Annotated in this window: 12 protein-coding genes; 6 read left to right on the top strand and 6 right to left on the bottom strand. The window is 69.5% G+C overall.

Annotated features, from left to right (window positions below; all coding sequences use genetic code 11):
- Nucleotides 1-18 precede the first annotated feature (18 nt).
- Nucleotides 19-546, top strand: a complete 528-nt coding sequence (locus tag OO69_RS26315; RefSeq protein WP_033283265.1) for an NUDIX hydrolase family protein — start codon at nucleotides 19-21, stop codon at nucleotides 544-546.
- A gap of 9 nt (nucleotides 547-555) precedes the next feature.
- Here the strand turns inward: OO69_RS26315 and OO69_RS26320 are convergent, their stop codons facing one another.
- From OO69_RS26320 to OO69_RS26335, 4 genes are all read right to left on the bottom strand, one after another.
- On the bottom strand, nucleotides 556-1,395 hold the full coding sequence (locus OO69_RS26320) for a carbohydrate ABC transporter permease (RefSeq protein WP_033283266.1): 840 nt from the start codon (nucleotides 1,393-1,395) through the stop codon (nucleotides 556-558).
- Entirely contained in the window at nucleotides 1,392-2,345 is a 954-nt protein-coding gene (locus tag OO69_RS26325; protein ID WP_033283267.1) for a carbohydrate ABC transporter permease, read from the bottom strand. Before OO69_RS26325 ends, OO69_RS26320 begins: the two co-directional genes overlap by 4 nt.
- Nucleotides 2,346-2,366: 21 nt before the next feature.
- Nucleotides 2,367-3,692: an ABC transporter substrate-binding protein gene (locus OO69_RS26330; protein ID WP_033283268.1), complete on the bottom strand. Its 1,326-nt coding sequence runs from the start codon at nucleotides 3,690-3,692 to the stop codon at nucleotides 2,367-2,369.
- Nucleotides 3,693-3,841: 149 nt separating this feature from the next.
- A complete protein-coding gene (locus OO69_RS26335) occupies nucleotides 3,842-4,174 on the bottom strand; it encodes a DUF2218 domain-containing protein (protein ID WP_051801199.1) in 333 nt (110 codons plus the stop codon).
- 235 nt (nucleotides 4,175-4,409) lie between these two features.
- On the opposite strand from OO69_RS26335, the gene OO69_RS26340 reads away from it, so the two are divergent.
- The 3 genes from OO69_RS26340 to OO69_RS26350 are packed head-to-tail and all read left to right on the top strand — an operon-like array spanning nucleotide 4,410 to nucleotide 7,542.
- Complete coding sequence (locus OO69_RS26340; protein ID WP_033283269.1) at nucleotides 4,410-4,991, top strand: carboxymuconolactone decarboxylase family protein; 582 nt, start codon at nucleotides 4,410-4,412, stop codon at nucleotides 4,989-4,991.
- On the top strand, nucleotides 4,988-6,274 hold the full coding sequence (locus OO69_RS49515) for a neutral/alkaline non-lysosomal ceramidase N-terminal domain-containing protein (protein WP_051801200.1): 1,287 nt from the start codon (nucleotides 4,988-4,990) through the stop codon (nucleotides 6,272-6,274). The genes OO69_RS26340 and OO69_RS49515 overlap by 4 nt, the downstream gene beginning before the upstream one ends.
- Entirely contained in the window at nucleotides 6,271-7,542 is a 1,272-nt protein-coding gene (locus tag OO69_RS26350) for a hypothetical protein (RefSeq protein WP_051801201.1), read from the top strand. Before OO69_RS49515 ends, OO69_RS26350 begins: the two co-directional genes overlap by 4 nt.
- A 49-nt stretch (nucleotides 7,543-7,591) precedes the next feature.
- Here the strand turns inward: OO69_RS26350 and OO69_RS26355 are convergent, their stop codons facing one another.
- Nucleotides 7,592-8,488: a class I SAM-dependent methyltransferase gene (locus OO69_RS26355; RefSeq protein WP_420707907.1), complete on the bottom strand. Its 897-nt coding sequence runs from the start codon at nucleotides 8,486-8,488 to the stop codon at nucleotides 7,592-7,594.
- Nucleotides 8,489-8,636: 148 nt separating this feature from the next.
- On the opposite strand from OO69_RS26355, the gene OO69_RS26360 reads away from it, so the two are divergent.
- Nucleotides 8,637-9,260 carry a TetR/AcrR family transcriptional regulator gene (locus OO69_RS26360; RefSeq protein WP_033283270.1) on the top strand — a complete coding sequence of 208 codons (624 nt, stop codon included), beginning with the start codon at nucleotides 8,637-8,639 and terminating at the stop codon, nucleotides 9,258-9,260.
- 39 nt (nucleotides 9,261-9,299) lie between these two features.
- On the opposite strand, the gene OO69_RS26365 is transcribed toward OO69_RS26360, so the two are convergent.
- On the bottom strand, nucleotides 9,300-11,075 hold the full coding sequence (locus OO69_RS26365; protein ID WP_033283271.1) for a tannase/feruloyl esterase family alpha/beta hydrolase: 1,776 nt from the start codon (nucleotides 11,073-11,075) through the stop codon (nucleotides 9,300-9,302).
- Between the two features lie 265 nt (nucleotides 11,076-11,340).
- On the opposite strand from OO69_RS26365, the gene OO69_RS26370 reads away from it, so the two are divergent.
- Nucleotides 11,341-12,801: an MFS transporter gene (locus tag OO69_RS26370; protein WP_033283272.1), complete on the top strand. Its 1,461-nt coding sequence runs from the start codon at nucleotides 11,341-11,343 to the stop codon at nucleotides 12,799-12,801.
- Nucleotides 12,802-12,822 lie beyond the last annotated feature (21 nt).

A 12,822-nucleotide genomic window follows, 5' to 3' on the forward strand; every position in this document is an offset into this window, starting at 1 on the left:
GATCAAGCAATGTCTGACATGACCGATACCACGCCCGGTTGGCTGTCCGCCGACGACCTCGAACAGGCACGCGCCCGCATGCCGATCCTCTACGTCGAAGCGGTGCCCGTCCGCGTCGACGACAACGGGGAGGTGACCAGCATCGGACTGCTGCTGCGCATCGGCCCCGACGGCACCGTCAACCGCACCCTGGTCTCCGGCCGCGTGCTGCACCACGAGCGGGTCCGCGACGCCCTTCTGCGCCACCTGGAGAAGGACCTCGGCCCGGTCGCGCTGCCCCGGATCCCGACCTCGCTGCAGCCGTTCACCGTCGCCGAGTACTTCCCGACGCACGGCGTCACGCCGTACCACGACCCCCGCCAGCACGCGGTGTCCCTCGCCTACGTCGTGCCGGTGACCGGCGACTGCCGGCCCCGCCAAGACGCCCTGGACCTCGTCTGGTTCAGCCCCGAGGAGGCCTCCTCGGAGGCGCTGCGCAGCGAAATGCCGGGCGGGCACGGGGTGTTGCTCAAGCAGGCGCTGGCGCACGTGGGTTGTGTGTCCTGACGGGGACGCTCAGCCCGTGACACCTCCTTCCGTGAGGCCCGCGAGGACGCGGCGCTGCAGGACGAGGTAGACGAGGACGAGCGGCAGGCTGGTCAGCACCACATGGGCGAACACCAGGTTCCAGCTGACACCGTGCGTGGACGAGGAGGCGAAGGAGTACAACGTCAGCGGCAGCGTGGCCGCTTGGGAGCCGCGCAGCAGGAACAGGGCGAAGTAGAAGTCGTTCCAGACCGAGATGATCAGCATGACCGCGCCGGTGAAGAGCACCGGGGTGAGCACGGGCAGCACGATCCGCCAGTAGATCTGCCACTTGTTCGCCCCGTCCAACTGGGCGGCCTCCTCGAAGTCGTGCGGAAGGGCGCGCACGAAGCCGGTGGCCAGGAAGATCACCACCCCGAGCCGGGTGCCGGCGATCACCAGCATGTAGCCGAGACGCGATCCGTCGAGGCCGAGCCGGGTGAGGACGTAGACGGTCGGGATGATCGCCGGGGGCAGCACGATCGACAGCGCGGACGTGTAGTACGCGAACCGCAGCGTCCGCGAGTCGGAACGGCCGTACGCCCAGGCCGCCATGGAGCCGAGCAGCAGCACGGCGAGGATCGTCGGGACGGCCAGCAGCGCGCTGTTGCGCAGGCCGGTGAGGTACGAGCCCTTGTCGATCACCGTGTGGTAATTCGCCCCGGTGTTCCAGTGCTTGGGCCAGCTCATCGACAGGACGCTCGCATCGCCCTCCGTCTTGAGGGAGTTGACGATCAGCAGCCAGAACGGGACGAGGATCCAGGGGATCGCGAAGAGGCTGAGCCCTACGTACCGGACAACTCCCCTGGCCTTCAAGGCGATCGCGCTCACATCGGCACCTCCCGCCGGCGCAGCCAGCTCATCAGCGGGACCGCCGTGACGATCACCATCAGCGTGACGACGAAGCTCAGCGCGCTCGCCGTACCGAAGAAGCTCTGCCCGTACTGGGTGTAGACGGCGACGTTGAGCAGGGTCGTGGCGTCGCCCGGGCCGCCCGCGGTCGTGGAGAACACCACGTCGAGCGCGCTGAACGCGCCGACGAGCGAGACGACCACGTTGAAGGTCACCGCCGGTGCCAGCAGCGGGAGTTTGACCGACCAGAAGCGTCGGACCGCGCCCGCGCCGTCGAGGGTCGCCGCCTGGAGGAGCTGCTCCGGGATGCGGTTCAGGCCCGCGATGTAGACGAGGGTGATCAGGCCACTGAGCTTCCACGCGTCGATGGAGGCGACAGCGAGGAGCGCCGTGGTGTCGTGGCCGAGCCAGGCGTAGTGGAACTCGCCGGGCAGGACGGCCGACAGGAACGCGTTGAGCGGACCGTGCGCGTTGAGTACCGCCGCCCAGATGTAGCCCGCGGCCAGTGGCGAGATCAGCACCGGGATGAAAAAGAGCGAGCGGAAAAGGGAGTTGACCCGGTTGGTGCGCTGCAGCGCGGTGGCCAGGGCGAGGCCGATCGTGTTCTGTACGGCCATGGCGGTGATCGCGTAGACCGCGGTGACCGTGATCGCGTGCTTGAGGATGCCGAGTTGGTTCAGAAGCCTGAAGTTGGTGAGCCCGGTCCAGGTGATCGTGTCGCTGTAGCCGGTCCACTGCACGAACGCGAAGAAGGCGTTGGCGAGGAACGGCAGCACGAAGAAGACGAGGACGAGGGCGATGGACGGCAGCGCGAAGGCGTACGGGTGCAGCTTGCGGGGCGTTCGGTTGGCCACCAACTGCCTGTTGCCAGTGGCGGGTTGGTCGACGGGGGTGGCGCTCGTGGGCACGTGCCGCAGTGAGGACGTCATACGACGGTCACCGGTCCCGCGTCACTGCTTGGCCGCGGCGGCGGCCTGGGTGTAGTAGGTCTGCATCTTGTCGGCCACCTGCTGCGGTGTCTCCTGCCCGGCGAGGAGCTTCTGGGCCTCGGCGCCGAAGCTGCTGAAGCCCGGCAGGGGCGAGTTGACGGAGAGCGTGGCGCCCTTGTCGTAGGCCGCCTTGACGTCCTGGAGGAGGCCCTGGAGTTGGGGTGTCGCCGTGCCGGAGAGCGTCGGGATGATCTTCGCCTCCTTGATGTAGTCGGCGTAACCGGCGCCGGTGATGTAGTCGATGAAGTCGACGGCGGCGCGTTCCGTCTTGGAGTCGCCGGTGCTCGGGACGTAGTACGTACCGAGCGGGCTGGGCGCGTAGTTGGTGACCGCCTTGGTGGCGGAGACGCCGACGAAGCCGACGGCCGCGTCGACCTTGGCGGTGTCGTTGTCCGCGTCGGAGTTCAACAGGCCGATGGAGTCGGAGTTGTTGGCGACCATCGCGGCCTTGCCGTTCAGGACCGCCTTGAAGGAGTCCTCCCATTTGGCCGTGTTGGCGTCGGAGTTGAAGCAGCCCGCCTTGCGGAGGGAGTCGTAGGCCTTCAGTCCGGCGACGAACGGACCGTTCGGGTCGTTGAGTTGGGCCTTCCCTTCGAGGATCGACTTGTCGTAGGCCTGGTCGGTGTTGGACTCGGCGAGGTAGTCGAAGGCGCTGAGGATCTGCGGGGGCCACTGGGAGCCGCCGGCTTCATAGATCGGCGTGACGCCCGGGGTCTTCGCCTTGAGGACCTTGCAGTCGGCGGCCAACTCGGCGTAGGTCTGCGGGGGTTGGAGGCCCGCCTTGCTGAAGACCTTCTTGTTGTAGAAGACTCCGTCGACGGAGAGGGAGCCGACGGTGGCCGCGTAGACCTTGCCGCCGACGGTGCCGGAGACGTCCGCGAGCGTGCCCTCCTTCTTGACGAAGGGCAGGGCGCTGAGGTCGATCATGTTCTTGGCGGCGTTGAGGGAGAGCACGTCGACCTGGTTGCCGTGCCATTCCAGGATGTCCGGGCGGGCGCCGGTGGCCCACTTGGTCTGCACGGTGTTCGGGAAGCTGTCGGCGGGGATGTCGACCAGGTCGATCGTGTTCCCGGACTTCTTCTCGTACGCCTTGTACAGGTCCAACAGGGCTGTCGGGTCGGCGGTGTTGTGCCAGAGCGTGAGCGTCACTCCGGTCGGGGCCTTGCCCGAGGTGTCGGCCACCTTGCCCGACTGCGCCGAGTCGTCGCCCTTCGCGCAGGCCGAGGCCGTGAGACCGATGACTAGGGCTCCTGCGAGCAGGCCGTGACGCCGTCTGTAACCGTTCATGCCGTGCACTCCCCTTTCACTGCGGCTCCGAGAGGGGGGTCACACTGGCACGGGCCGGCTCGGTCCCGTCCATCTCCGGATCGAAGGCTTAGGTTTCAAGGCCCGCACGGACGAACGGAGTTGAGGACGGACGGGACCGGCGCGGTGAGTCAGGCGGGGTCGCCGGCGCTGCGCTGGCTGGTGCCGGATTCGCCGTTGTCGCGCTTCCACTCGACGACCAGTTCGTCCTTGGTGCCGAAGCGGACCAGATGGCGTCCCACCACGTCTTCGAGCCGGTCGAGGAACTCGGGCTCCGCCTCCACCGCGAGCAGCAGCGCCCCGTCGGTGGCGGTCAGCGAGCCGGTGCCGTCCTGGAAGACGAGACGGCCCACGCCGGTCTCCTCGTCCCAGCTGGTCTCACTGCGACGGCCCAGGTGGGAGGCGAGTTGTTTGGCGTAGCGCTGCGGTCGGTCGGTGGCGACGCGGGCTTCGGAACGGGACATGGACGGCTCCAGGGAGACGGGGTGTGGAACCTCTCGATGGTGCCGGAGAGTCGGCCCGACCGTGTGGACGCGCCACCCGTCGTGTACCGCAACGTATGGATGCCTTCTGGGGCGTCTTCACTTCCTGGACGCGGGGCCTCCGTTGCCGTCATGTTTCCCAGGGGCCGGTATCGGTCTGTGCCCGGTGTCTGTCCCGTCTTCGTCACCTCTCCGTCCGCGAACACCAGGAGGACGTATGCGGCTTGGACCGCTCCAGGAGTTGAACGCGGACCAGGCCGGGTTCCGCGACCGGCTCATCGCCCGACGCGGCGGAGTCCACGGGCCGTTCGAGGTCCTGCTGCGCAGCCCGCTCCTCGGCGAGCGGACGGAGGCGCTGAGCACGTCCTGCATGCGCGACTCGGCGCTCCCGCCGAGACTGCGCGAACTGACCCTCCTCATCGCGGCCCGTCACTTCGACGCGCAGCACTCGTGGAACGCCCATCGCGGCAAGGCAGTCGGGACCGGTCTCGACTCCGCCGCCCTGGACCGGTTGGCGCGCGGTGAGGACCCGCGCTTCGACCGCGCCGACGAGAGGATCCTGCACCGGTTCGCCGTCCAGGCACTGAGGGTCCACTTCGTCGACGACGACACGTACGCCACCGCGCTCGCGGAGTTCGGCGAGGCCGCGCTGGTCGACCTGGTGGTCGCGCTCGGTACGTTCGCGACGCTCGCCCTGGTGCTCAACACCTTCGAGGTGGACCTGCAACCCGACCAGGAACCGCCGTTCCCGGACGTACGCGGTTTCCAGCACAACGGGCCCACCCAGGAGGAGAGTTGACCTCACCGCGCGAAGAGCCCCTCGACTCCGACGCACCGCGGCAGGAGCCGGGACGGCTGCGGGCCGGTGTCGTCAGAACCGACATCACGCCCACGGACCTGAGCGGCCTCCACCCGCTCCCCGGCACGTTCTCCGGGGTGCACGACCCGCTGTTCCTGCGCGCCCTGTACCTGACCGACGGCGAGACCGAAGTCGCCCTGGTCTCCCTGGACTTGATCGAGGCCGGCGACATCACTCCGGTGCGCGAGCGCGTCGAACGCGAACTCGGCATCCCCACCGACCACATCGTCATCACCGCGACCCACACCCACAACGCCCCCCGGATCGCCGACGTTTCACCCGGCGCGCTGGCCCACGCGGGCGGCCCGGAGTCCTTCGCGTACACGGAGGTCGTCTACGACCGGATCGTGGCCGCCCTCCGCGAGGCGAGGTCGTCCGCGCGCCCGGCCCGATTCGGCGTCGGCACCGGAACCGCCGACGTCAACATCAACCGCGAGGAGTACGTCGACGGCAGGTGGACGCTGGGCCAGAACCCGGCGGGGCCGTCCGACAAGACGGTGTGGGTGCTCAAGTTCGAGTCCCTGGACGGCGATCCGATCGCCCTCCTCGTCAACTACGCCGTCCACTCGACGGTGGTGCTCGGCACCGGGGAGGTCAGCGGAGACCTCGCGGGGGCCGCCTGCCGTTACCTGGAGGGGAGTTACGACGGTGACGTGGTCGCCCTGTGGACCGTCGGCGCGCTCGGCGACCAGGATCCGCGCGTCACCATCGGGGTGCCGTTCGGCGTCGCGCCCACCGAGCGGCAGAAGGGCCGTGCCTACGCTGCGATGGAGGCGCAGGGTCTCATCGTCGGCGCCGAGGCGTTGCGCGTCGCGGACGGGATCGGCGAGTTGACGCATGCGGTGCGTATCGGTGCGGGGCAGCACACGGTGCCGTGTCCGGTGAAGGCAGGCCAGGACGTCATGGAGACGATGAAGCAGGAACTCGTCGACTCCGTGCCGCTACGCCTCGCCCTCGTCAAACTCAACGAGGTGGCACTGGCGGGCGTGTCCGGCGAGGTCGTCACCGACATCTACCGTCGCCTGCGCCACGAATCACCGCTCGCCCGCACCCTGTTGATCTCGATCGCCAACGACCGCATCGGCTACCTCCCCGACGACGCCCGCTTCGACCGCCCGGTCCACTCGGTCAACGGCTGCCCGATCGCGCGGGGTTACGCCGAGGACGCCATCGTCGACGGGGTGGTGGGACTGATCTCCGAGCAGCTGCGGGCGGCACGGTGAACACGCGGCTGCGCGCGGGCGCCGGCCGGGCGCCCGTGGACCTGCCGGCCTCGCTGTTCCCCGTCGACGGTTTCACCCGGGTCCACGACCCCCTGCACGCACGGGTACTTGTGCTGGAGGACTCCACAACTCGCCTCTGCGTCACGGTCATTGAGCAGACCTCGATCTTCGACGACCAGATCGCCCGCACGAGGAAGATCCTCCACGAGGTCTGCGCCGTGGACCCGGCACACGCGCTGATCGTGGCGAGCCACACCTTCTCCGCCCCACACGTCCACCCGCCCGGGCACGCGCCGCCGGGCGAGGAGGAACGCAACGCCCGCCTGAGCAGCGCCGTGGACGACGCGCTGACACGGGCCGCGACCGACGCCGTACGAACCCTGCGCCCCGCCCGCACCGGCTTCGGGCTCGGCGCCTGCCGCGTCAACGTCCAGCGGGACGTGCGTACTTCACACGGCTGGTGGCTCGGCGCCGACGACAGCGGCCCGACGGACGACAGCGTGGGCGTGCTGCGAATAGACGCCGCGGAAGGCGTAAACGACGGCCCGATCGCCGTGCTGGTGAACCACGCCGTCCAGTCCTCGGTCCTGAACGGCTCGCTCACCCGCTCCGGCGACCGCGAGGTCACCGCCGATCTGGCGGGCGCGACCGCGACCCGCGTCGAACGGCACTACGGCGCGGACACGGTGGCCCTCTTCCTGGTCGGCGCGGCCGGCGACCAGGCCCCCTACCTCACAGCCGTCCGCACCACGGTCGACAAGAACGGCCGCTTCCACCGGTCCGACGCCCAGGAGGCCGGACACACGCTCGTGGACCTGCTCGGCGAACGACTGGCCGCCGAGACCATACGCATCGCCGACCGCACCCGCACCACCGAACCGACCACGCCGCTAAGGGTGACGCACGACAACGTCGAGGTCCCGGCCCAACTCCCCCCGGCAGGCAGCCTGCACGCGCTCCGCCCCACGACCCGCTACGCCTTCACACCCGCCGGACTCACCGAGGCCCCAGTTGTCGCGGCCCGCATCGGCGACACCGTACTCGCGGGCCTGCAGGCCGAGTTGAACGCCCGCACCGGTATCGACCTCAAGGCCGCGTCGCCGTTCCCCGCCACCTGTGTGGTCACCATGGTGAACGGCGCCGCCAAGTACATGGCGGACGCCGGGAGTTACGACCGGATCACCTACGAGGCGATGAACTCCCGCTACGCGAAGGGCGCGGCGGAGACCGTCACGGCGCGGCTCGTGGAGCTGCTGCGGGAACTCTGACTCCAGAAATGCGCCAAGTCGCGACCGGCGAGGGCAAGTTGGTGTCTCCTCACGCCCCGGCACCGCACCTCGTCGCCGTGACCGCCACCGTGGCGTAGCGCATGGTGAAGCTGCCGCCCGCCTTGTCGACGGCTGCTCCTACGCCCTCCAGGAGTTCCGCCAGCTTGTCCTGTGGCAGTCGGGTCAGGAGGCCGATGGTGGGCAGTTGGTCCAGCCAGGAGTCCCGGGTGTAGGTCCGCTCCCAATCGAAGCGCCACTCCTCCGCGTCACCGAACCCGCCGGCCGTACGGAACCCGTCGGCGGCCTTGGCGAGCATCGGGGCGTAGGCGTTCCCGGGCGGCCCGGACAGCCACCGCACGTCGACCGGCGCCTCGGGCACGACCCGCTCGTAGACCTCGGCGAAGGCCTCCGCGATGTCGGGCGGAAGTTGGAAGACGTGCCAGAACGCGGCCAGGCGACCGCCGGGGCGCAGTACCCGGGCGGCCTTTGCGGCGCCCGCGACCGGGTCGATCCAGTGCCAGGCCTGGGCGGCAACCACCGCGTCGAACTCCCGCCCTGCCGGGTCCCAGGCCTCCAGCGTCGACACGTCGACCTCGACGCCGAGTCGCCGTGCCACCTCGGCCATCCGCGCGTCGGGCTCCACCCCGAGCACCCGACAGCCCGCGGCCTGGAACTGCCGAGCCGCGATGCCGGTCCCGCACCCGGCGTCGAGGAGGTCGGGTCCGGGGCTACCGGTGACGATCCGGTCGATCAGGGCGGCGGGATAAGGGGGCCGGGCGCGCTCGTAACGCTCGGCGTCGGTGCCGAAGGACTCCGCGATCTGCCGGGCCTTGTGCGAGTCCCGCACGGCGAGCCGTGGCCCTTCGGACTGCTCCGGCCGCTCGGGACGCTCCGACTGTCCTGGTCGTCCGGCCCGTTCGGGCTGTTCAGGAGGGAGAGTGGGCATGCGCCCACCATAGTGGGCAGTCGCCCACTCGTCTACGGTTGGGCACGCGCCCACTTGTTCATGGCCGGACACCTGCCCGCTTGCCCGGGGCCGGGCATCCGCCTGCTCGTCCGGGGCGGACCTGGGCGCGGAAGGAAGGACGCACGGTATGCCGACAGGGGTGGCCCTGCGCGATCCGCGTGAGCAGCTGTTCGACGCCGCCGAGCGGGTCCTGCTCCGCGACGGGGCGAACGCGCTGACCAGTCGGGCGGTGACCACGGAGGCGGGCTGCGCCAAGGGCGTCCTGCACCGGCACTTCACCGACTTCGACGCCTTCCTCGCCGAACTCGTCCTGGACCGTATCGCCCGGCTCGACGCCCGGTCCGCCGCCCTGCGCGATGCCGCCGGGACGGGCACGGTCGCCGACAACCTCACCGGCGCGCTCTCGGACCTGTTCGGTTCGGTCGCGGCGGCGATCGTCGGGCTGGTCATCTCCCGGGACGCGCTGCGTACCCGTCTGCGCACCACCACGCCTGCAGGCGTGCCCCTCCTGACGGAAGCCACGGCCATGTTCGCCTCGTACCTCACGGCGGAACGCGACCTCGGCCGCATCACCCCGGACGCGGACATCGACACCCTCGCCCGCACTCTGATCGGCGCCGGACACCTGCTGGCCGCCGGGCAGCCGGGCACCGCACCGGAAACCGAGGCCTATCAGCGTGTGGTGAACACGGTCATCACCGGCGTCCTGCACCACGGGGCGACGAATACGGCGTCGCGGCCCCCGGAGTGATCCGGGAGCCGCGAGTCCTCAACTACCGCCCAGGTGTGGTCAGTTCTTGCCCTTGGTGACAACCCACTTGCCGCCCACCCAGTTCCCGACCGTCTCGTAACCGGAGCGGAAGGAGCCGAGCCAGTCGAGCTTCAGGCTGGCCTCGGCGGTGGACTTGACGGGGGTGTAGCTGCTCGCGTCGGTGGACGGGCCGCCGGTGGTGTTCTTGGCGTAGTACGGGAAGGGGTAGACCGGGCGGGTGGCGGTGGTGCTGCCGCTGCTGTCGACCGACTTCGTCGTCAGGCTGGCCGGGGCGTCGCCCTTGGTGACCCAGTCGGTGATCGCGGTCAGCGCGTCGAAGGTGTCCGGGCCCTGGCCACCGCCGCAGTGTGCGACGCCGGGGAGCAGGAACAGGCGGGCGAAGGTCTTGGTGGCCGTCTCGCCGCCGATGACCTTCTCAACTGCCTTGTAGTAGGCCATCGTTCCCACGGCGGGGATGTGCTGGTCGCCGAGGCCGTGCCAGAGGATCAGCTTGCCGCCGGCCTTCTTGAACGCGGTGAGGTCGGGGTCGGTGGCGTCGTACATGCCCTCGACCGGCCGCATGACCTTCTTGTAGTAGGCGGCCGTGAACTTGATGTCCTTGTACGTCAGGGTCGGCTGCGGGCTGTCGAAGATCTGGTAGCGCAGGGTCTCCCGGACGAAGCTGATGTCGCCGCTGGCGCCGGTGGCGGTGGCCGGGGTTATGATGCCGGCCCAGTTCAGCTCGGAGCCGCGCAACTGGTAGCCGGGGTACAGGAGTTGGCCGTGTTCGTCGGTGGGTCCGGCGTAGATGCGGCGCAGGGTGGTGACCTGGTCGGCGGTGAGGCAGTACACGTCGGACGTTGAGGTCTGGCCCGTCTTGCACTGGATGGTGCCGGGGTCCCAGGTACAGCTCAGCGGGTCGGCGATGATGCCGTCGGCGGGGGCGCCGCAGCCCTTGAGCACGGCCTTGTGGAGGTCGGCGAGGTCGGCGTTGGTGATGGTCGCCGGGCCGCCGTTCAGGTACACGGACTGGGCGGTCCAGGCGTGCGAGAAGGTGTTCAGCGCGGTGAAGTTGTTCGCCGGGGCGCCGGCGATGATGCCGTCGAAGTCGGTCGGGTAGCGCTGGGCCTCGGTGAGGGCCTGGTGGCCGCCCTGGGAGCAGCCGTCGAAGTAGGAGTGGGTGGCTGCCTGGCCGTAGTACTGCTTGATGAGGGCCTTGGCCGCCTGGGCCAGTGAGTGGTCGGACTTGTAGCCGAAGTCGGCGCGCAGGGTCGGGTCTGTGGAGAAGAGGCCGCCGCCCTGGTAGTGGCCCTCGTCGCTGGAGGCGACGGCGAAGGCGCCGGTGGTCAGCGGGACGCAGCCGGTCGAGGCGGGGGCGCTGGTGACGTTGGTGTTGCCGCAGAGGCCGCCGCAGCCGACCTGGAGGTAGTTGGCCTGCCAGCCGGTCTCGGGGAGCTTGATCTCGAAGTGGAGTTGGGGGGCGATCACGCCCTTGACGTCACAAGCCGCCCAGTTCCCAAGGGTGTTGGCGCTCGCGGCGAGTTCGGTGGCTGAGGTGATCTCGAAGGGCACCCCGGGGACGGCGGCGGCCAGGTCGAGTTGGGCGACGCCGGAGCAGGACATGGCCGGTGCGATGCCCGAGGTCGTGGTGCTCGCCGAAACGGCGTTCGCCGAGGCCGAGTTGGCGCCCTGCGCGCCGCCGGTCGCACTGTTGGCCAGCGCCACGCCCGCACCGGTCACCAGCGCGACGGCTGCGGCGAGGGTGGCCAGGAAGGTGGCCGAGTTCCACCGACACCATCTGAACAGCTTGGGCATGCTGGGTACTCCGTTCGATCGCCGGACCGGGGTCGTGCAGGCACGGCGAGGAACGTAGCTGTCCGCTGATCCGCGAGCAATAGCGTCGACGCAATTGTTGACGATTTGGTCGAAGACTTTGGCCCGATATCGCTGACCAGGCCCGGAGCCGACACCCGCCACAACGTTAGCTTTCTTTCTGCGCAACTCATTGATTGTACCGACCGTTAGGTCTAATTTATCGGCTCTCTGGACCTTCGCTCCGCTCACTCACGGAAGGCCGCCGATGTCCCAGACCCAGCTCACTCCCCCACGGGACCCCGAAAGATCACCCTCGACGACCCGCAACGTCCTCGTCATCGTCGCCCTCGTCTGGACCGTCCAACTGGTCGCGCTCATCGCCGCGTTGTCCGGCATCGCGCAGGCCGACGTCGCGATCCACTTCCGGACCACCGAGATCGCGTGGTTCACCCTGATGACCCTGCTGACGGGGACGTTCTTCCTGCCGTTCGCGGTCAAGGCCGCCGCCGTCTTCGGCAAGAAGCGCGTCCTGCTCGCCGCCACCGGCCTCGGCTTCGTCGGCGACCTGGTCGCCGCCGTCGCCACCGACTACCGCACCCTGCTGATCGGCCGCGGCATCGCGGGCATCTACGCCGCCAGCGCCCCGCTCGCCTACGCCATCACCCGTGACGTGTTCCCGCGCAAGTGGGTCGGGGTCGCCAGCGGGATCCTGGCCGGCGGTGTCGGTCTCGTGGCGTTCGGTGGACCGTTCCTGTCCGGCTGGCTGCTGGACGACTACGGCTTCCGCGGCGTCCTGTGGTTCATGGCCATCAGCACCGCCGTCAGCTTCCTGCTGGTCGCGGCCTTCGTACCGGAGAGCCCGATCCGGGCGGCGGCCGGCCGGATGGACTGGGCCGGCGGAATCCTCCTCGGCGGCGGCGTCACGGCCGTCATCTACGCCGTCGGCCAGGGTTCGCACTGGGGCTGGGGCAGCGGCAAGTTCATCGGCTACGTCGTCGGAGCGGCGATCGCGCTGATCGCCTTCGTCCTCGTCGAACGCCGGGTCGCGGAGCCCCTGTTCCCGCTCTCCATGACCCGACGCCGCCCCGTGTGGACCGTTCTCCTCGCCACCTCCATCGCGGCCGGCTCGCTCAGCGCCGTCGGCGTGGTGATCCAGCTGCTGATCCTGATGCCGAACATCCCGACCATCTCGGCGGGGCTGGGCTGGTCGGGAACCCACAACGCCATCGTCACCAGCCCGATCAGCGCCATGATCATCGTGGGGGCCGTCGGGACCGGTCTGATCTCCCGCCGGGTCGACGCACGCATTCTCCTGGGCAGCGGCGCCGCGCTCGCCGTCCTCGGCTACGGCATCGGCACCCATCTGCACCACAGCGCCCCGCAGATCATCGAGATGGGTGTGATCGCGGGGCTGGGCACGGGCATCGTGATGGCGATCGTGCCCATCATGATCATCGAGGTGGTCACCCCCGAGGAACAGGCACTCGCCAACGGCGTCCAGACCCTCGGCCAGGGCGTCGCCCAGATCGTCGTCTCCCAGCTGGCCTTCGTCGTGATGGCACAGCACGGGGCGGTCCTCAAGGGCACCCAGTTCTACCTCGACGCCGGCTTCACCAACGGGCTCTGGCTGGTGGTCGGTTGCGTCGCCGTGGGCGCCCTGCTCGTCGCTCTGATACCCAGGAGCAAGCGCCTCGACGAGGTGGAGGTCGGCCAGGCCGTCGCCTGACCCCACCCGCACAACCACGCA

This window comes from Streptomyces sp. NRRL F-525 (genome assembly GCF_000716605.1).
Lineage (GTDB): Bacteria > Actinomycetota > Actinomycetes > Streptomycetales > Streptomycetaceae > Streptomyces.

What these genes read in the sequence shown, in the direction of transcription:
- OO69_RS26365 (WP_033283271.1), bottom strand. Translation starts at nt 11,075, where the DNA reads ATGCCCAAGCTGTTCAGATGGTGTCGGTGGAACTCGGCCACCTTCCTG.
- OO69_RS26360 (WP_033283270.1), top strand. Translation starts at nt 8,637, where the DNA reads ATGCCGACAGGGGTGGCCCTGCGCGATCCGCGTGAGCAGCTGTTCGAC.
- OO69_RS26335 (WP_051801199.1), bottom strand. Translation starts at nt 4,174, where the DNA reads ATGTCCCGTTCCGAAGCCCGCGTCGCCACCGACCGACCGCAGCGCTAC.
- OO69_RS26355 (WP_420707907.1), bottom strand. Translation starts at nt 8,488, where the DNA reads ATGCCCACTCTCCCTCCTGAACAGCCCGAACGGGCCGGACGACCAGGA.
- OO69_RS26325 (WP_033283267.1), bottom strand. Translation starts at nt 2,345, where the DNA reads ATGACGTCCTCACTGCGGCACGTGCCCACGAGCGCCACCCCCGTCGAC.
- OO69_RS26370 (WP_033283272.1), top strand. Translation starts at nt 11,341, where the DNA reads ATGTCCCAGACCCAGCTCACTCCCCCACGGGACCCCGAAAGATCACCC.
- OO69_RS26340 (WP_033283269.1), top strand. Translation starts at nt 4,410, where the DNA reads ATGCGGCTTGGACCGCTCCAGGAGTTGAACGCGGACCAGGCCGGGTTC.
- OO69_RS26315 (WP_033283265.1), top strand. Translation starts at nt 19, where the DNA reads ATGACCGATACCACGCCCGGTTGGCTGTCCGCCGACGACCTCGAACAG.
- OO69_RS26330 (WP_033283268.1), bottom strand. Translation starts at nt 3,692, where the DNA reads ATGAACGGTTACAGACGGCGTCACGGCCTGCTCGCAGGAGCCCTAGTC.